The organism is Alloactinosynnema sp. L-07 (assembly GCF_900070365.1).
Lineage (GTDB): Bacteria > Actinomycetota > Actinomycetes > Mycobacteriales > Pseudonocardiaceae > Actinokineospora.
In genome coordinates this window covers 1,130,101-1,148,615 of record NZ_LN850107.1, presented here as the reverse complement: position 1 = coordinate 1,148,615, position 18,515 = coordinate 1,130,101, and the positions used below count along the sequence as shown (strand labels likewise).

Genomic DNA, 18,515 nt, shown 5'->3' with positions numbered 1-18,515 from the left:
GGGTTTCACGTCAGGAGGCCGCCCCCGCGTGTTCGCTGTTGCCCGCGCCGTGGGACTTGCCCGGCGCGCGGACCCCGTTGACCGTCGAGGTGTCGAACGCGAAGGTGATCACCGCGGTGGCGATCGCGTCCGCGTTGACGTCGAGTGCGTGCACGTTCACGTTGCCGTCGAGGTCGTACAGCGCGTTCAGCTGCGCGTACAGCGCGGCGTTGGCACCGTCGGCGACAGGGGTGAAGCTGTCGCACGGCTGGTGGTAGCACGGGTCGTAGGCCGCGCCCGCGACACCGCCGTACCGCCCGGCCTGCGCGGCCGTCTTCACGCCCTCGGCGCCGGTGAACAACCCGCCAGCCGGGATGCCGACGGCGATGAACGGCCCGTAGTCCGACCGACCGGAGAACTCCGTGTCGTCCTTGGGCAGCCCTCGGTCGGCGTAGAACTTCTCGAAGACGTCCTCGATCTGCGCCGACCCCGGCGGGATGAACCCGGGCGGCGCGGTGCCACCGGAGTTGTCGCCGTCGTAGATGCCGAAGAAGTAGTTCGGCGAGCCGACCATGTCGAAGTTCAGGTACAGCGCGATCTTGTCCTGCTCGGCCTGCGGCAGGGTATCGATGTAGTGCTCGGAGCCCAGGAGACCTTCCTCCTCAGCACCCCACCACGCGAACCGGACCTTGGCGTTGGGCTTGACCTTCGACATCTGCTCGGCGACCTCAAGGATGGCCGCGGACCCGGTGCCGTTGTCGTTGATGGCCGGGCCGTCCTGGACACCGTCGAGGTGCGCGCCCGCCATGACCACGTTGTTCGGGTTGCCCTCGTCGCTCTCGGCGAAGACGTTCCACGACGTGCGGGTCTCGGACAGGAAGTCGACCTTCACCCGGACCGTGCGCGGGCCGGGTGCGGCGAGCGCGTTGCCGGTGGCGAAGGTCGCGAACACGACGGGGATCGCCAGGCCGGGCGTGGCACCGATCGGCGTGACCAGGCCGGTGCGACCAGGCTGGCCCTCATTGAACAGGATCACCGCTGAGGCGCCCGCGGCTTGCGCGTTGAGCGTCTTGACGCTGAACCCGCAGGTCCCGCGTTGCAGCAGCGCGACGTTGCCCGCGGGGAAGCCTGCGAAGTCGGCGGCCTCGCAGCCACTGGAGTTGGAGTTCGGCGCTGGAGGCGGCGGCAGGACCACGTCAACCGGGGTCACCGTACCGGTCGCCTGACCGATGAACGTCGGCACGAAGCCGTTGCGGTTGAAGTCGGTGCCGTCCACGTAGCTGATCGGGGTGGGACTGAGCTGCACCAGCTCGGAGTTCTCCTCGAAGTAGGGGAACTCGAAGGCCTGGACGGTCGGGGCGTACCCGGCGGCGGTGAGCCGGTCGACGATGTAGTCGACCGACGCGGCGTAGCCGGGCCTGCCCGCGGCACGGTCGCCGCCGTTGGCGTCGGAGATCGCCTGCAGCGCTCGCAGGTGTTCCAGGACGCCCTCGACCGTGACGGCCTTGGTCAGCTTCTGGGGTGAGTTGTTGTTCGGGTCGGCGGCGGCGGGACCAGCGGCCGTCACGGAGGCGACAAGCGCCCCGACGGCCAGCAGGCTCAGCCATGTCCGCTTGTGGGCGCGGATCGACATCGAGCTCCCTCCAAAGGTCTGTGACGCGAGTCACCCAATGAGGGTCTCTCTTACACCCGGAAGCGTTACAAAAAGGACAGTGAAATACCCGAGGGCCCCACACCGTGATGGTGTGGGGCCCTCGGGTGAATCTCAGCGGCTAGCTCACACGCCGCCAGACAGCTTCTCGCGCAGTGCGGCGAGCTGCTCGTCGCTGGCGAGGGTGCCGCCACTCTGGGCGGGCTTGTCGCCGCCACCGGTGGAGGAGTAGTTCTGCTCGCCACCAGCGGCCGCGGCGGCGCCTTCGCCCGCCTCGGCGGCCTCGGCGTCGGCCTCGGCGGCCTTGACGATCTGCTTCATGTGCTGCTCGTAACGAGTGTGGGCGTCGGCGTACTGACGCTCCCACTCCTCACGCTGCTTCTCGAAGCCTTCCTGCCATTCCTGGGTGTCGGGGTCGAAGCCCTCGGGGTAGATGTAGTTACCCTCGGCGTCGTACTCCGCGGCCATGCCGTACTGAGTCGGGTCGAACTCGGTGTCGGCGGTGAAGCCCTCGTTGGCCTGCTTGAGCGACAGCGAGATCCGGCGACGCTCCAGGTCGATGTCGATGACCTTGACCATGACGTCGTTGCCGACCTGCACGACCTGCTCGGGGATCTCCACGTGGCGCTCGGCCAGCTCGGAGATGTGCACCAGGCCCTCGATGCCCTCGTCCACCCGGACGAACGCGCCGAACGGAACCAGCTTGGTGACCTTGCCCGGCACGATCTGGCCGATCGCGTGGGTGCGGGCGAACTGGCGCCACGGGTCTTCCTGCGTCGCCTTGAGCGAGAGCGACACGCGCTCGCGCTCCATGTCGACGTCGAGGACCTCGACGGTGACTTCCTGGCCGACCTCGACAACCTCCGACGGGTGGTCGATGTGCTTCCAGGACAGCTCCGAGACGTGCACCAGGCCGTCGACGCCACCGAGGTCCACGAACGCACCGAAGTTGACGATCGAGGACACGACGCCCTTGCGGACCTGGCCCTTCTGCAGCTGGTTGAGGAACTCGCTGCGCACCTCGGACTGGGTCTGCTCCAGCCACGCGCGGCGCGAAAGGACCACGTTGTTGCGGTTCTTGTCCAGCTCGATGATCTTCGCCTCGAGCTCGCGGCCCACATACGGCTGCAGGTCGCGCACGCGGCGCATCTCCACCAGCGAAGCCGGGAGGAAGCCACGCAGGCCGATGTCGAGGATGAGGCCACCCTTGACGACCTCGATGACCGTGCCCTTGACCGGCTCGTCCGACTCCTTGAGCGCCTCGATCGTGCCCCAGGCCCGCTCGTACTGAGCGCGCTTCTTGGACAGGATCAGGCGGCCCTCCTTGTCCTCCTTCTGGAGAACCAGGGCCTCGACCTCATCGCCGACCTTGACCACATCGGCGGGATCGACATCATGCTTGATCGACAACTCACGCGAGGGGATGACGCCCTCGGTCTTGTAGCCGATGTCGAGCAGGACCTCGTCCCGGTCGACCTTGACAATCGTGCCCTCGACGATGTCGCCATCGTTGAAGTACTTGATCGTCGCGTCGATAGCGGCGAGGAATTCCTCCTCAGAGGCGAAGTCGTTGATGGCGACCTGCTGCTTCGGCGCGGTGACAGCCGGGACAATGGTGGTGTCGGTGGACATTAGGTAGGTGGCTCCGGTACGGATTGGGTTGCGGTGCGTGGCTGGGTGTCTAGCGGGTATGGCGTGGCTTCTGTGCACTGGAACGCCGCGCGACCCAAGCATGATTCCCAGCGAGGCGAAACCCAAGTCAGCGCGATACCACTGCGCGCCGGTATCCTACGCGGCCGCTCGACGGCCGAGCAAACCCGGGGTAGGTCCGAGAATGCGGACTCCGCCCTGGTGACAGGATGTCACGATGGCCAACCCCAGCGCCGAGAAAGCCCTAGGCACGACCGGTGTCGCCCGGGTGCCGGTGGGCTCGGCCGAATCCGTCGCCGCGAACATCGCGTGGTGGGACGCCGACGCCGACGACTACCACGCCGAACACGGTGAGTTCCTCGGCGTCGCCGACTTCGTCTGGTGCCCGGAGGCCCTGCGCGAGGAGGACGCCCGCCTGCTCGGCGACGTCGCCGGGCGGGACGTGCTGGAGGTCGGCTGCGGCTCGGCGCCGTGTGCGCGCTGGCTGGCCGCCGAGGGCGCGCGGGTGGTCGGGCTGGACCTGTCGACCGGGATGCTGCGCTATGCCGCCGCCGCGAACGTCGCCACCGGCATCACGGTGCCGCTGATCAGGGGAAACGCCGAGCGGCTGCCGTTCGCCGACGGCTCGTTCGACCTGGCCTGCTCGGCGTTCGGCGCGGTCCCGTTCGTCGCCGACGTCGGCGCGGTGTTCAGTGAGGTCGCGCGGGTGCTGCGGCCGGGCGGGACGTGGACGTTCGCGGTGACCCACCCGATGCGGTGGATCTTCCCCGACGATCCGGGTCCGGACGGCCTGCGGGTCACGGGCTCGTATTTCGACCGCACGCCGTATGTGGAAGTCGACGCCTCCGGCACACCCACCTACGTCGAGCACCACCGCACGCTCGGTGACTATGTGCGCGCGCTGTCCGGCGCCGGGTTCACCCTGTTCGATCTGGTCGAGCCCGAGTGGCCGGAGGGCCACACCCAGGAGTGGGGCCAGTGGAGCCCGCTGCGCGGGGAACGGTTCCCCGGGACCGCGATCTTCCGGTGCCGCCGGTGACAGCGGCGCTTCTGCGCGCCCAGTCAGCCTGGTTCGCCTGCCTGGACCCTCTGCTGCCGTCCGCGGTCGAGCCGCCCGCGGGCGAGGTGGTCCAGCCCGACGGCTCCCCGGCCGTGGGCGTGCTCGTCCGCACCCTGCTGGAACCCGGAACCCCACAGACCCTGTGGTCGGCCATGGACGTCACCGAACTCCACCCGATCATGGGCGACACCGACGACTTGGACCCTCTCCTGCGTGCCGCGCGGCCCACGCTGCGGGACGCGGCGGACTCCAGTTTCGTCGTCATCTGGCCCAGCCGGGACATCCGAGCGGCCCGGGCGCTGCTGGCGCACGGCTTGGTCCCCCTGTCCGTGCTCGCCGCGCGCACCGCCCACGCCGGTCCGGTCGCGGAGGTGCCCGGCCTGTCGATCCGTCGGGCCGGAACAGCCGACCTGCCCGCCCTGACGGAGTCGGCCATGGCCGAACTGACCTACTCCCACCAGGTCGGCGGCGCGTTCCTGCGCCCGAACGCCCCAGCGATCAAACGAGCCGCGCTGAGCACACATCTGCTCCAAGGCGACCCGGTGTGGATCGCCGAGCGCGACGGCAGGGTGGTCGGGCATGCCGAGGGCTGGCATACCGACTCGGTCCCCGGCTCGTGGGCGGAGACGCGGGTGCGCCACGGGCGGTGGGGGTACGTGAACTGCCTGTCGGTCCGCGCGGACGCGCGGGGGACGGGGGTCGGCCGGGCGCTGATGGATGTCGTGCACGCGGAACTGCTGGGTGAGCCGTCGGTCGGGGCGTTCCTCTATTACAACCCGCCGAATCCGGTGTCCCCCGCGTTCTGGTCCCGCCAGGGTTACCGTCCCTTGTGGACAGTCTGGGAGATCCGCCCGGCGTCAGCGCTACGCTGAGCGGTCTCTGCTGGCGAGTCCGAGAAATGACCAGTTCACCCGCGCCGTGCCCCATCGGGCCAAACGACCGTCACGACAAGACCGCGCGCGCGAGCCGCGTCCACAACGTCGGCGGTCCCGCCGTACCCGCCGGAGGGACCACCGTCCCACACAGCGACCATTGCGTCCACGTTGTCGAGCACGCACTCGCTCGCCGCCATGTAGGCATCGCGGTTGGACTCCGCGAACGGCATCACGCGGACCGTCGTCGCTTTGCCTACCAGGTCATCGAAGTCGGCCGAGTTGTCGGGCTTGACCTTGCGGTCGCGGTAGTCGGCGGCAGGCAGGACCACTTCGACAGCGCCGCCCATGTCCAGCACGACGCGGGCGAACACTTGGTCCGCACCGCGCGCCAGGCACGTCACGCCCACAAGGCCGGGGCCGACGTACGAGCTCAGCGCCGCGCGGATCTCTTCGGCGACGAGTGGCACGGTGTCGTCGCTGAGGTTGCTGTGTCCGGTGATGCCGATGCGCACGTGCGGAAGTCCTCTCCGTCAGGGCTCACGAACTGGTTCGATCATCTTCGCGCCGTTGCTTTCGCCTTCAGGCGCAGTTTGTCGCGCAGCTGAATCAGCCGCTAGTTCTTTCCGTGGTCACGACCCTGACTGCCAACCAGGTCGGCAATTCCATCCCTGGCGTTGCGCATCGCAGGCACGACGGCGTACGGCGCGGACTCCCGGTGAAAGTCGCGCAGTTTCGCACCGACCCGCCCGGATGCCCACGATTCGGCCAGCGGGAGCACTTGGTCGATCAATTCAGCGGCCTCGTTGGCGTCGCCGCTGATCAGGTGCGTGCGGGCCAAGCCGATCATGTCGAACGCGCGGTTGCGGGTCTTGCTGGGATGGCGCAGTTCCAGTGCGCGGCCAATGTGTTCCTGTGCGGCGTGGACGTATCGCCTGTCGTGTTGGGCTAGGTCGCGGAAGCGTGCGCCGATGACACCGGCCAACTCGGCTGCGTCGAGCCCTCGCACAGTCGGGAGGTTGCTGTCGCCCTCATACACACCCTCCCCGTGGTGATCCTCCGCCAGAGCGACTGTGCGCGTGAACGCCCGGACATCCCCGCGTTGCGCGTACGCCCATGCCTCACGGGTAGCAAGCGCCGCCCGCAACCGTGGCGTTCCGCAACGCCGTGTCGCGTACTGGGCGAGCTGTACCACCTCCAGACCGTCGTCCGGTCGGCCGAGGTCGAAGCACTGTCGTGCCAGCGACGACAATGCGACCGCGGCGAGTGCGTCATCACCAGCTACGTGGGCGAGTTGGGCAGACAAGATGAAGTACCGCTGCGCTGGTGCGTGTTCGCCCCCGTCCCAGGCCATCGATGCCGCGATATCCGCCAATTCAGCACCGACGCGGAACGCGCGCACCGTTTCCGGTGTTCCTTGCGGAGCACCGCGCAACCGGCTGATGTGGGCTTTCAGCTGGGCCACGACTGCCGAACGGGCGAGCGCACCGTTGCCGCTGTGCCAGGCGCGCAGGTTGGCGGTGAGGTGCTCGGCACCCTCCAACTCGCACACGGTGAACGCGCTTCCGTGCGCCGAGCCGCCTGCCGCCCTGACCAGCCGTAGGAACGGTTCCAGTTCGGCGAGCAAAGCGGTCCCGGTCACGGTCACGGCATTTGTGAGTACTGAGCGGCGGTTGGGCGGCATCAGGTCATCCTGGGTGAGTGCGATCGCCAGTTCTACCGCCGATGCGGCATCCCACGTACTGGGCCGCGCGAAGGAATCGACAGCCCATATTGCCGGACGGCTCGCGGTCGTGAAGAACCCAAGGGCCGCATCGTCGAGTGCGCCAAGCACTTGCCGCAGCGCCGACCGGTAGTACGCGCCGGGCCAGCGCACCGCGCCGCGTTCCCACCGTGCGACGGCGCGGGCGTCGAGGTCGAACCGCTCACCGGTGGTTTCCCACAGCCAGGCGTTGACCGCCTCAGCCAGCTCCGCGCGGCTCATCGGCTCGCCCGAGACCCGCCGCGACGGGGTTCGTTCGCGCGCGGCGCGGAGCTGGGTGTTGGGCTCGAACACCTGCCGAGTGTAACCGAGCAAGTTCGGAGCGTCAGCGCCCCGATTTGCCCCGCGATGCCCCCGGATGCCACTTGATCTGCGCTCCCGTTCACAGCGTCGCGCACCGACGCTGATCACCATGAACTCCGTGCCGTCCGGTGCGGAGTGACGATTGGAGGATCAGTGACAGCCACCGTGGAGCCGGCAGTACCGGTCATCGTGCGAGACCCGCGCGACTACGTGACCGCCGAAGTATGGGATCGTGAGGTTCGGCTGATCATGCGCGACCACGACTTCGACCGTGACTTGGCCGAACGCACATTCGGACAGACGATCGCCTATCTCGTCACGACGGCAGAGAAGCCGCGGACGCCGATGGGGCCAACTCCACAGGTCGACAAAGGCGTCCACTCGTTCGTGCTGGACACGCCCCGCTACGTGGACTTCTGCATGGAACACGCTGGACGGTACCTGCACCACGTGCCACACCTCCCGGAGGAACGGGGCAGTCAGCCAAAGGTTCTACACCACACCATCGAGACCATCCGCGCCGCCGGGTTTCCGCTGGACACTGAGTTGTGGAACGCCCAAGACGTGGATTGCCACCAGTGCTACGCCTGCTGCTCGAACAGCCCAAAGAAGTAGTTGGCCGTACCTTCGCCCCCGCGCCCCGTCACAGGGGCGCGGGGGTGAGAAACGTCAGGAAGGCAAACTATGGTCACTCCGACCCAGGCATGGGACCGCTTCGCCCAGAGGGCCACCCCGCGCCGGGCCGCGAACGCGGCTGGAGCCACTAGCTGGCTGAACTGGACCCAGTACCCGGACCACGGTCCTGACGAGTCCGTCCTCGGCTTGGTCGACGGCAAGCGAGTGGTCGAGTTGGGCTCGGGTTCCGGCGACAACCTCGCGCACCTGGTCAGTCTCGGGGCCACGGGGGTGGGGGTAGACATCGCCCCCAGCCGGACGGCCGTTGCGACCACAGTCTGGGGGCATCTTTCAGGCGTCGACTTCGTCACCGCTGACGCAGCCGACTACCTCGCCGCCAACCTTGGCGGCTTTGACATCGTTTACTCGATCTTCGGCGCGCTCTGGTTCACCGACCCTAAGCTGCTCCTGCCCCGCGTGCGCGACGCACTTGTGCCGGGCGGGGTGCTGGTGTTCTCACACCTGCCCGCCTGCGCCGCCGGGCAGTCAGTCAACCGGGTGATCACTCAGCACCACCTGTCTGCCGAACTGTGGGTGAACAAGTTGCTCGCCAGCGGATTCGAGCGGGCGACCGCAAACACTGTCGCCTCGCCGACCACCGCCGAAGATCAACGCGGCACCCTCCTCGTGCGGGCATACCGGCCGGACGCCGACTCAGTGCCACGATGACGCTCGACATGGGCTAGGACCGCCTGTCGGCCTACCGATGGAGGTTGCACTCACGTTGCCCAACCCAACCATGCGTGCCACTATTTAGACTGACCAGTCAGTTCAAATGGAGGTCCCATGGAGGTCGTCGCCGATCGTGTCGCGGTCACCGGCACGCACGGGCCGTTGCTCGCGGCGACCTCGTTGCGGGTCGGGCCGGGTGAGTTGGCCGTGGTGGCGGGCGACCCGTACGCCGGGCACACCGCCTTCGGGCTCGCGCTGACCGGCCGGATCGCCCCATCCGCTGGGTCGATCGCACCAAAGGGCGCTGAGCTGCGCAAACGCTCGGTCCTGATCGACGCCCCCGGGGTGACGGAGCCGGAACCTGGGCTGTCGGTGGGCGACGTGATCACCGAGGAGCTGGCGCTGAGCCGGGTGCGCGGGCGCAAGTCGCACCGGCTGTTGCTCGACCGGTACGGCCTCGACCCGCGCGATCGGTTCGAATCGGTGGCGCCCGCCGTGCGGACCGCGCTGCTGGCCGACCTGGCGAAACCGGGGACCGATCTGCTCGTCCTCGACACGCCCGATCGGCACACCGCCGACACCGCTGACTGGTGGCCCACCGCGCTCGCCCAAGCCCAGGCTGGACGCGCGGTCGTCGTGCTCTGCGGCACCGCGGCCGCCGAGCGGCTCCCCCTTGTCCCGGCCCGCCTCGGCGAGCACTTCCAACCCGCGCCCCTGGAGATGCTGTCGTGAACACCGTGCGCCTCGCGTTGACCGAATTGCGCCGGGTCACCTCGGGCAGGCTGCCCAAGCTCGCCGTGCTCGCCCTGGTGCTGGTCCCGCTGCTCTACGGCTCGCTCTACCTCTACGCCAACGCCGACCCGTACGACCGGCTCGACCACATCCCGGCCGCGCTGGTCATGTCCGACACCGGCGTGGCGACCGCTGACGGCACCCGGCTCAACGCAGGCCGCAAGGTCGCCGACAAGCTCAAGGAGTCCGGCGCGTTCGAGTGGCACGAGGTGAGCGCCGCCGACGCCGAGGCCGGGGTGCGCGACGGCCGGTACACCTTCTCCTTGACGCTGCCCGCCGACTTCTCCGCCGCGCTGACGTCCACTTCGGACTTCACGCCGCGGCAGGGGCTGATGACGGTGACCACCAACGACGCCAACAACTATCTCGTCGGCACGATCGCCGACCGGGTGGTCAGCGAGGTGCGGCGGTCGGTGGCCACGGAGGTCGGGCAGGAGGCGGCCGAGAAGTTCCTGATCGGGTTCGGCACGGTCTACCAGCGCACGCGGGAGGCCGCCGACGGCGCCGCGCGGCTCACCGATGGCGCGAACCAGGCGAACACGGGCGCGACCAAGCTCGCCGACGGCACGCGGCAGCTCCTCGACGGCGCGCAGCGGCTGGCCGACGGCACCGCGAGCGCGGCGACCGGCGCGACGGAGCTGTCGTCCGGTCTCGGCACGCTGCAGGACAAGACCAAGGACCTGCCCGCGCAGACCTCGAAGCTGGCGACCGGCGCCCGCCAGGTCGCCGACGGCAACGAGCAGGTCGCGGCCAAGGGCGAAGAGGTCGCGGGCGCCGCGCAGGGCGTGGTGGACCAGCTCGACGGCGCCGAGTCGCGGCTGACCGACCGGCTGCGGTCGCTGGGCTTGTCCGAGGCGCAGGTGACCCAGGCGATCACCGAGTTGCACGGGCTACGCGCGCCGGTCGACGCGGCGAACACCCGCGTGCGGACCGCGTCGACTCAGCTCCGCACGCTGGCCAACGGCGCCGACCAGGTGGCCGACGGCGCGGAGACACTCGCCGCGGCGACACCCGCGCTCACTGAGGGAATCGGCAAGGCCGCGACTGGAGCCAAGCAACTGGCCGACGGCTCGGCCCAGCTCCGCGACGGCGCCGCGACCCTGCGCGACGGTGAACGCACCGCGGCCGACGGCGCGTCCCAACTCGCCGACGGCACTCGTGCGTTGGCCGACGGCTCGACGCGGCTGCGGGACGGCCTCACCGCGGGCCTCGGCTCGATCCCCCACCCCGACGACGCCACCCGCGACGCCACGGCGCGCACCATAGGCGACCCGGTGGCGATCCGCGCGGTCGGCGAGAACGGCGCGGGCTCCTACGGTGCGGGTTTGGCCCCGTTCTTCCTGGGGCTGGCGGCGTGGATCGGCGCGTTCGTGCTGTTCCTGCTGCTGCGCCCACTGTCGCCGCGCGCACTGGCCGCTGGGTATCCCGCGCTGCCGACCGCGATCGCGGGGTGGCTGCCCGCCGCGCTGCTCGGATTGGCCCAGGTCACGCTGATGTTCGCGGCGGTGACGACGCTGATCGGCATCCATCCGGCCCGGCCGCTGGCCACCCTCGGCTTCCTGATGCTCACGTCGATGGCGTTCATCGCGATCGTGCACGCGCTCAACGCGTATTTCGGCGCGGTGGGCAAGTTCATCGCACTCGTGGTGCTGATCTTGCAGTTGATCAGCGCGGGCGGCACCTTCCCCTGGCAGACTCTGCCCGAGGCGCTCTACCCCCTGCACAAGGCGCTGCCCATGGGCTACGTGGTCGACGGTCTGCGACACCTGATGTATGGCGGTCCACCGTCGGGCGTCGTTGTCGATGTTGCGGTGTTGGCGGCGTACCTGATCGGAGGGCTCGCGGTGTCCACTGTGGCCGCACGGCGGAATCGAGTGTGGACGGCGACGCGGCTGCGCCCGGAACTGGTCCTGTGACCAACCGGCCCGCCCGCACGGACGTCACCAAGCGCAAGCTCTTCGAGGCCACCTTGCGCCTGGTCGGCACGCGCGGCGTCGGTGGGCTGACGGTGGACGAGATCGCCGCCGAGGCCGGGGTGGCGAAGGGAACGGTCTACTACAACTTCGGCAGCAAGGACGGCCTGATCGAGGCCCTGCTCCGCTTCGGTGTCGACCTGCTGGCCGAACGGATCCGCGGCGCGGAGTCCCTCGACGCGGCCGACACCGTCGCGCACCTGGTTGACGGGATGCTGGGATTCTGCGCGGACTATCCGACCTTCGCCCAACTCCTGGTCAGCGAACTGTGGCGGACGCCTGGGCAGTGGCAGCAGACGCTGTCGCTGGTCCGGGAGCAGGTGACGTCGATCATCCGAGCGCAGTTGCAGCGGCTCGGCGACTTGGGCGAACTGCCGGACGGGGTTCGGGTGCCCACAGCTTCTTCGGCGCTGTTCGGGACGGTGCTGGTGGTCGCGCTGGACTGGCAGGTCTTCACCCCGGAGCAGTCCCGCGCCGAGGTCCGCGACTCGGTGCTGCTGCTCTTACGCGGGCTGCGCGGCACTTAGCCGACGCGGGCCACACCGATCTGGTGGACGCCGGGGGCGCGCCCCGCGAGGCCTCGGCGGACGGCGTCCAGCACGCTTTCGGCTATCTCCTGCTGGGTCAGCCAGCGGGAGGCTCCGCGTTCGGTCATGGTGCCCAGGACCACCTGCTGCGTCGGGTGGTCGATGACCGGGTCCGGGGTGCCCCGCACCGGGTCCGCCGCAGAGTGCACCTCCACGACCGGCGCTTCCGGCGACAACAGCGGTACGACGGCGCGCAGGATCGGTTCCCGGGAGTGGCCGTCGACCCACGCGACCAATAGGTCGGCTTCGCCGCCCAGGGCCCGGCCCGCGCGGGCGGCGACGTCTTCGGGATCCGACCAGTCCGCCTCGACCCACAAGGCCCGGCCGACGCCGCCCTCGGCGGGCAGGGGGGCGTATCGCCTGCTGGGGACCACCACGTGCCAGCCCTCGGCGATGAGGGCGGACGTGCAGTGGGTGAGCATGCCGGTGCCGCCCAGGATGAGTGCCCGCCGAATCGCCATGGCCGTCTCCCTCCGGGGAAACCTCAGGCTAACCGCTGCGCGTGGGGTACCGCTCGTGGTGGACGACCTCGTCGAGCGGCAGCCGGGAGCGCCAGCCGTGGCGTTCGAGGTCGGGCACCTCGTGCAGCCGCGCCACCGGGCCCAGGCAGAGCCAGGCGACCGGTCGCACGGAACCGGGGATACCCAGCAAGCCGCGCAAGTAGTCCTCGCGGTAGAAACTCACCCAGCCCACGCCCAGTCCCTCGGCGGTCGCGGCGAGCCACAGGTTCTGGATGGCCAAGCACACCGAGTACAGACCCGCGTCGGCGATGGCGTGCCTGCCGAGCACCGACGGCGAACCCCGGTCGGGGTCGTAGGTGACCACGACGGACAGGGTCGACTCCAGGATGCCGTCGATCTTGATCCGTTCGAACGTCTTCGCGCGCTCGCCGCTCAGGGTCGCGGCGTAGGTGGCGCGCTCGTCGTGGACGTGCCGGTGGAAGGCCGCGCGGGTGTCGGGGTCGCGCACGACCACGAAGTCCCACGGCTGGCTCATCCCGACGCTCGGCGCGGCGTGCGCGGCGCCGAGCACGCGTCGCAGCACCGTGTCGTCGAGCGGTTCGCCGGTGAACTCCGCGCGCACGTCCCTGCGGCGGTTGATTACCTCGTAGACATCCACGGCGGGCAGCGTAGTTCGGCTCCGCCGCGGCGCGGCGATGACAGATATCACCACGCGGGTCCGCCCACCCCCAGGAGAGCGGACCCGCGCGGCTACTCCGCGAGCGTCGCGTAGACGATGACGTTGTCGCGGTAGCTCTTGGCGGCCGGGTCGAACGACCCGCCGCAGGTGATCAGCCGCAGTTCGGCCGCGTCGGTCTCGCCGTAGACCTTCTCGGTCGGGAACTCCGTCTTGGCCACGCGCTCGACCAGCCGGACCACGAACACCGCGACGCCGCCGTCCTGGCGGGTCACGACCACTTCGTCGCCGGGAGCCAGTTCGCGCAGGCGGTGGAAGATCCCCGGCTTCCCGCCGCCGTCGACGTGGCCGAGCACGACCGCTGGGCCGATCTCCCCCGGCCGCGGCCCGTGCTGGTACCAGCCCGCCTGCATCGGCTGCTCGACCGGTGGCACCTGCACGGTCTCGTCCGGGTTCAGGCCCAGTGAGACCACAGTGGACACCGCGCCGATCTTCGGGATCTCGATGGACGCTGGTTCGGCGACCCGGTCGGTCTCCTCGGCGACCACCTGTTCGGCCGACGCCGACGAGGTGACCGTCCCGGCGGGAGACGGCGGCGCGGGAGCACCGCCGCAGCCCGCCACGATCAGCAAGAGCGCGGCCAGCGCCCCGAGGATGATGCGGCGCATCACGAAACCGGACCGCCGCCGGTCTCCGGCGCGCCCTTGGGCGTGACCGAAGCCTTGACCGGGGTGCGCGCGACGACGGTCAGCTTGGCGGACAGCTTCGCGCCCGCGCACGACACGGTGACGGTGTGGGTGCCGGGCTTGGTGCCCGATGGCACGATCGCCGTCGCCGACATCCGCATCTCGTCCTCGATCACCGTCGCCGCCCGCGCGCCGCCCGCGAGGCGGACACCAGTCACGGTGACGTCCGAGCCGCAGCTGGCGGCGTGCCACCACAGCGTGACCTTGTGGCCCGCGACGGCCTTGCCGGGGAAGATCTTGAGCTGGCCTGGGTCGACCTTGATGTTGTCGTTCGCGCCAGGCACGTGGACGGTGAGCACGCTCTCGATCTTCTTGCCCCCGCAGGTGAAGGCGACCTGGTACACGCCGGACTTGGCGGACTTCTTGACGTGTCCGGTGCCCGCGAACGATCGCTTGCCGTCTGCCCCGTCCTTGGCCGCGATGGTGAGCGAGTTCAGCACCGGCGAGGTGATCACCGCGGCGGTGAAGGCGGGGTCGGTGCACCAGCCGTCGAGCGGGACGGTGCCGCCCGGCTTGGCGACGTAGGACTGACCGCCGAAGCTGAGGCCGCCTTCGACGGTGGCGGCCTGCGCCCCCGGCGCGAGGACGGTCAGCGCGGCGGCGGCGATGCCGATTCCGAGAACAGTGCGACGAGACATGTGAAGCTCCCCAGGTGCTGTCCGCGCTCCCAGCGCGGTTTGTGGACTGACAGCACGGACACGCCCGGACCGGTCCGGCGGTTGCCAAGGTCATGGCAAGTTGCGACGTTCGGCTCGACTTCGGCGACCAGCGCAACCTGGCACGTGATCGGGCGTCTTTACGACTTCATGGACACCCACCGGATGACGTAGTTCGATGGCTCGCGTGGGAGTTCCAGTGAGCGAAGTCGTCAGAGTCCACGCGGGCGAGGATCCGCCCGCCGAGTGGACGGCCAGCCTGTTCCTCGCGGGACCGACACCGCGATCACCCGAGGTGCCCTCGTGGCGGCCCGCCGCGCTCGCCGAGATCGAGCGGACGTGGGACCGCCCCGGCAAGCTGGTGGTGTTCATCCCGGAGCCGCGCGGCGCGGTCTGGCCGGTCTACGACGACCAGCGCACGTGGGAGCTCCACTGGGGCGACCGCGCCGACGTCGTCCTGTTCTGGATCGCCCGCGGCCCCGGGATGCCCGCGCTGACGACGAACGACGAGTTCGGGCGGTGGAAGGACAGCGGCCGGGTCGTCCTGGGCACCCCGCCCGACGCCGAGCGCGTGCGCTACCAGCGCGAGTACGCCCGCGAGGCACACGTCCCGCTGTCGGACACCCTCCCGGACACGATCGCGGCGGCCATGAAGTCCATTGAGGACGGAGCGTCCCGGCGCGGCGGCGCGCGCGACGTGCCGCTGCTGGTGTGGCGCACCCCGTCGTTCCAGCACTGGCTGCGCGCGCACGAGGCGGCGGGCAACGACCTGCGCGGCGGCCGTCTGGAGTGGACGTTCCGGGTCGGCCCGGACCGGGACATCGTGTTCCTGTGGGCGTTCCACGCCCAAATCCATGTCGCGGCCGAAGATCGGGTGAAGACCAACGAGATCGTCCTGTCCCGCCCGGACGTCGCCGCGGTCCTCGCCTACCGCCGCGCGCCCGAGTTGATGGACACTCGCGTGGTCCTGGTCCGCGAGTTCCGCTCCCCCACCGTCTCCCCCGACGGCTTCGTGCACGAACTGCCCAGCGGTTCGAGCCACCGCCCGATGCCGCCGGTCGAGGTCGCCGCGCTGGAACTGGCCGAGGAGACGGGGCTGGACCTGCCGTTGAACCGGTTCCGCGCCCACCACGCCCGCCAGCTCGCAGCGACGTTCAGCGCCCATCGGCAGCACTTGTTCTCGGTGGAGCTGACCGCCGACGAACTGGACCGCATCGACCCGGCCGCCCGCGGCGTTCCCGGCCACAGCGAGCGCACCTACCCCGAGGTCTGGCGCCTCGGCGACCTCGTCAGCGACCCCAGGGCCGACTGGACGACCCTGGGCGCGCTGATGGAAGTACTAGTGAGCGGCCTCGTTCCAGGAGCGGCCGAAGCCGACTGAGACGTCCAGCGGGACCTGGAGCTGGTACGCGCCGCCCATCTGAGTGCGGACCAGGGTCTCCACCGGCTCCCGTTCGCCCTTGGCCACGTCAAGGACCAACTCGTCGTGGACCTGGAGCAGCATGCGGCTGCGCAGCCCCGATGACCTGAGTTCCTTTTGCACGCCGAGCATCGCGACCTTGATGATGTCGGCGGCGCTGCCCTGGATGGGCGCGTTGAGCGCCATGCGTTCGGCCATCTCGCGGCGCTGGCGGTTGTCGCTGGTCAGGTCCGGGAGGTAGCGGCGGCGGCCGAAGATGGTCTCGGTGTAGCCGTCCTTGCGGGCCTGGGCGACGATCTCCTGGAGGTAGTCGCGGACGCCGCCGAAGCCCGCGAAGTACTCGTCCATCAGACCGCGGGCCTCCTCGGTGGAGATCCGCAGCTGCTGGGAGAGCCCGTAGGCCGACAGACCGTAGGCGAGCCCGTAGTTCATCGCCTTGATCTTGGCGCGCTGTTCGCTGGTGACCGCGGCGGGCTCGACCCCGAACACGCGCGCCGCGGTGGCGGCGTGGAAGTCGTGGCCGGACTGGAAGGCGGCGATCAGGGCCGCGTCGGCGGACAGGTGGGCCATGATCCGCATCTCGATCTGGCTGTAGTCGGCGGTGAGCAGCTCCGCGCAGTCCGGGCCGACGATGAAGGCGTCGCGGATGGTGCGGCCTTCCTCGGTGCGGATGGGGATGTTCTGCAGGTTCGGCTCGGTCGAGGAGAGCCTGCCGGTGGCCGCGATGGTCTGGTTGAACGTGGTGTGGATGCGGCCGTCGTCGGCGACGGACTTGAGCAAGCCCTCGACGGTGATCTTGAGGCGCATCGCGTCGCGATGTTCGAGCAGGTGTTCCAGGAACGGGTGTTCGGTCTGGGCGAAGAGGGTGGTCAGGGCCTCGGCGTCGGTCGTGTAGCCGGTCTTGGTCTTCTTCGTCTTCGGCATCGCGAGCTCGTCGAACAGCACCACCTGGAGCTGCTTGGGCGAACCCAGGTTGATCTCCTTGCCGATGACCTGGAACGCGGCCTGCTCGGCCTCCCTGACCCGGTTGGCGAAGTGCGACTCCAGGGTGCCCAGCTTCTCGGTGTCGACGGCGATGCCGACGGCCTCCAACTCGGCGAGGACCTGGAGCAGGGGCAGCTCCATCTCCCCCAGCAGCGAGTACTGGCCCGCGTCGCGCAGCGCGGTGTCCAGGGCGTCGGCGAGTTCGGCGATGGCGCGGGCCCGCAGGATCTCGCCCGCGGCGAGCTTGCGCTCGTCGTCGCCTTCCTCGTCCAGCAGGGACAGCTGCTGCTCGCCGTCGCCGTCCTCGACGCGCAGTTCGCGCTTGAGGTAGCGCAGGACGAGGTCGTCGAGGCTGAACGTGCGCTGACCAGGGCGGACCAGGTAGGCCGCGAGCGCGGTATCGGTGGTCAGGCCCGCGAGGGTCCAGCCGCGGTGGCGCAGCGCGTGCAAGGCGCGCTTGACGTCGTGGGCGAGCTTGGGGACGTCCGGGTCGGCGAGCCAGTCGCGGAAGGCGCGCTCGTCGTCCTCGTTGAGGGTGGCGACGTCGACGTAGACGCCTTGGCCCGCCGCGTCGCACAGTGCCACCGAGCGCAGCTCGACCGCCTGCCCGGACACGCCGGTTGCCACGTCGCGGAACGACAGGCCGATCCGGGTGCCCTTCGGCGCGTGCTTGACCAGCCACGCGGGCAGCGCGCCCGCCTCCAGCGCGCCGCCGCTGACCTCGAAGCCCTCGTCGGCCTCCGGCTCGGCGCTGCTCAGCGTCGCGAACAGCCGGTCGCGCAGGACGCGGAACTCCAGTTCGTCGAACAACCGGTGCACGGCGTCGCGGTCCCAGGGGCGCACGCCAAGCTCGTCGGGACCCAGTTCCAGCGGCACGTCGCGGACCAGCTCAGTGAGCTGGCGGTTGAGCATGACGCTGGACAGGTTCTCCCGCAGCGAGTCGCCGATCTTGCCCTTGACCTCGTCGACCCGGTCGATCAGCTCGTTGAGCGAGCCGAACTGCTGGATCCACTTGGTGATCGTCTTCTCGCCGACGCCGGGCACCTTGGGCAGGTTGTCGCTCGGGTCGCCCCGCAGCGCGGCGAAGTCGGGGTACTGGGTGGGGGTCACGCCGTACTTGGCGAGAACCGCCTCCGGGGTGAACCGGGCCAGCTCGGAGACGCCCTTCACCGGGTAGAGCACGGTGACGTTGTCGTTGACCAGCTGCAGCGCGTCACGGTCGCCGGTACAGATCGCGACATCGAACCCGTCGGCCACGGCCTGCGTGGTGAGCGTGGCGATGAGGTCGTCGGCCTCGTAGTTGTCCTTCGACATCGTCGGGATGTTCAGCGCGGCCAGGACTTCCTCGATGAGGCTGACCTGGCCCTTGAACTCGTCGGGGCTGGTGCTGCGGTTGGCCTTGTACTCGGCGTAGGTCTCGGTGCGGAACGTCTTGCGCGAGACGTCGAAGCAGACCGCCAGGTGCGTCGGCGCCTCGTCGCGCAGCAGGTTGATCAGCATCGAGGTGAAGCCGTAGACGGCGTTGGTGTGCTGGCCGGTGCCGGTGGAGAAGTTCTCCTTCGGCAGCGCGAAGAACGCCCGGTAAGCCATCGAGTG

Annotated in this window: 17 protein-coding genes; 8 read left to right on the top strand and 9 right to left on the bottom strand. The window is 69.7% G+C overall.

Features of this window, described 5'->3' with window-relative positions; genetic code table 11:
* Positions 1-10 precede the first annotated feature (10 nt).
* Positions 11-1,612 (bottom strand): M28 family metallopeptidase, encoded by a 1,602-nt coding sequence (locus tag BN1701_RS05515; protein WP_054046106.1) that lies wholly within the window; start codon positions 1,610-1,612, stop codon positions 11-13.
* Positions 1,613-1,756: 144 nt separating this feature from the next.
* Positions 1,757-3,262, bottom strand: a complete 1,506-nt coding sequence (gene rpsA, locus BN1701_RS05510) for a 30S ribosomal protein S1 (RefSeq protein WP_054046105.1) — start codon at positions 3,260-3,262, stop codon at positions 1,757-1,759.
* Positions 3,263-3,497: 235 nt separating this feature from the next.
* Between rpsA and BN1701_RS05505 the strand changes: the two genes are divergently transcribed.
* Positions 3,498-4,319, top strand: coding sequence for a class I SAM-dependent methyltransferase (locus BN1701_RS05505; RefSeq protein WP_054046103.1), 822 nt, complete (start codon positions 3,498-3,500; stop codon positions 4,317-4,319).
* Positions 4,316-5,212, top strand: coding sequence for a GNAT family N-acetyltransferase (locus BN1701_RS05500; RefSeq protein ID WP_054055642.1), 897 nt, complete (start codon positions 4,316-4,318; stop codon positions 5,210-5,212). The genes BN1701_RS05505 and BN1701_RS05500 overlap by 4 nt, the downstream gene beginning before the upstream one ends.
* A 35-nt stretch (positions 5,213-5,247) precedes the next feature.
* Here the strand turns inward: BN1701_RS05500 and BN1701_RS05495 are convergent, their stop codons facing one another.
* The gene (locus BN1701_RS05495; protein WP_054046100.1) at positions 5,248-5,727 is read right to left on the bottom strand and encodes a hypothetical protein; all 480 of its coding nucleotides are present in this window, start codon (positions 5,725-5,727) and stop codon (positions 5,248-5,250) included.
* Positions 5,728-5,828: 101 nt separating this feature from the next.
* The gene (locus BN1701_RS05490; RefSeq protein WP_054055641.1) at positions 5,829-7,196 is read right to left on the bottom strand and encodes a hypothetical protein; all 1,368 of its coding nucleotides are present in this window, start codon (positions 7,194-7,196) and stop codon (positions 5,829-5,831) included.
* 234 nt (positions 7,197-7,430) lie between these two features.
* Here BN1701_RS05490 and BN1701_RS05485 point away from each other — a divergent pair, with 234 nt between their 5' ends.
* From BN1701_RS05485 to BN1701_RS05465, 5 genes are all read left to right on the top strand, one after another.
* Positions 7,431-7,892, top strand: coding sequence for a hypothetical protein (locus BN1701_RS05485; RefSeq protein ID WP_231949493.1), 462 nt, complete (start codon positions 7,431-7,433; stop codon positions 7,890-7,892).
* Between the two features lie 69 nt (positions 7,893-7,961).
* Positions 7,962-8,621 carry a bifunctional 2-polyprenyl-6-hydroxyphenol methylase/3-demethylubiquinol 3-O-methyltransferase UbiG gene (locus BN1701_RS05480; RefSeq protein ID WP_054046098.1) on the top strand — a complete coding sequence of 220 codons (660 nt, stop codon included), beginning with the start codon at positions 7,962-7,964 and terminating at the stop codon, positions 8,619-8,621.
* A 117-nt stretch (positions 8,622-8,738) separates the two neighbouring features.
* Positions 8,739-9,356: an ABC transporter ATP-binding protein gene (locus BN1701_RS05475; RefSeq protein ID WP_054046096.1), complete on the top strand. Its 618-nt coding sequence runs from the start codon at positions 8,739-8,741 to the stop codon at positions 9,354-9,356.
* Positions 9,353-11,332, top strand: coding sequence for a YhgE/Pip domain-containing protein (locus BN1701_RS05470; protein ID WP_054046095.1), 1,980 nt, complete (start codon positions 9,353-9,355; stop codon positions 11,330-11,332). The genes BN1701_RS05475 and BN1701_RS05470 overlap by 4 nt, the downstream gene beginning before the upstream one ends.
* On the top strand, positions 11,329-11,916 hold the full coding sequence (locus BN1701_RS05465) for a TetR/AcrR family transcriptional regulator (protein ID WP_054046093.1): 588 nt from the start codon (positions 11,329-11,331) through the stop codon (positions 11,914-11,916). The genes BN1701_RS05470 and BN1701_RS05465 overlap by 4 nt, the downstream gene beginning before the upstream one ends.
* Here BN1701_RS05465 and BN1701_RS05460 read toward each other — a convergent pair.
* The 4 genes from BN1701_RS05460 to BN1701_RS05445 form a co-directional block, all read right to left on the bottom strand.
* Positions 11,913-12,437, bottom strand: coding sequence for a hypothetical protein (locus BN1701_RS05460; protein WP_231949492.1), 525 nt, complete (start codon positions 12,435-12,437; stop codon positions 11,913-11,915). The two genes, BN1701_RS05465 and BN1701_RS05460, sit on opposite strands and share 4 nt — an antisense overlap.
* Before the next feature lie 28 nt (positions 12,438-12,465).
* On the bottom strand, positions 12,466-13,095 hold the full coding sequence (gene bluB, locus BN1701_RS05455; RefSeq protein ID WP_172803188.1) for a 5,6-dimethylbenzimidazole synthase: 630 nt from the start codon (positions 13,093-13,095) through the stop codon (positions 12,466-12,468).
* A gap of 92 nt (positions 13,096-13,187) precedes the next feature.
* A complete protein-coding gene (locus BN1701_RS05450) occupies positions 13,188-13,781 on the bottom strand; it encodes a class F sortase (protein ID WP_054046091.1) in 594 nt (197 codons plus the stop codon).
* Entirely contained in the window at positions 13,781-14,497 is a 717-nt protein-coding gene (locus BN1701_RS05445; protein ID WP_054046089.1) for a hypothetical protein, read from the bottom strand. Before BN1701_RS05445 ends, BN1701_RS05450 begins: the two co-directional genes overlap by 1 nt.
* 217 nt (positions 14,498-14,714) lie before the next feature.
* Between BN1701_RS05445 and BN1701_RS05440 the strand changes: the two genes are divergently transcribed.
* On the top strand, positions 14,715-15,896 hold the full coding sequence (locus BN1701_RS05440) for a nucleoside 2-deoxyribosyltransferase domain-containing protein (RefSeq protein ID WP_054046087.1): 1,182 nt from the start codon (positions 14,715-14,717) through the stop codon (positions 15,894-15,896).
* Here BN1701_RS05440 and polA read toward each other — a convergent pair.
* Entirely contained in the window at positions 15,855-18,509 is a 2,655-nt protein-coding gene (gene polA / locus BN1701_RS05435) for a DNA polymerase I (RefSeq protein WP_231949815.1), read from the bottom strand. The two genes, BN1701_RS05440 and polA, sit on opposite strands and share 42 nt — an antisense overlap.
* Positions 18,510-18,515: the final 6 nt, after the last annotated feature.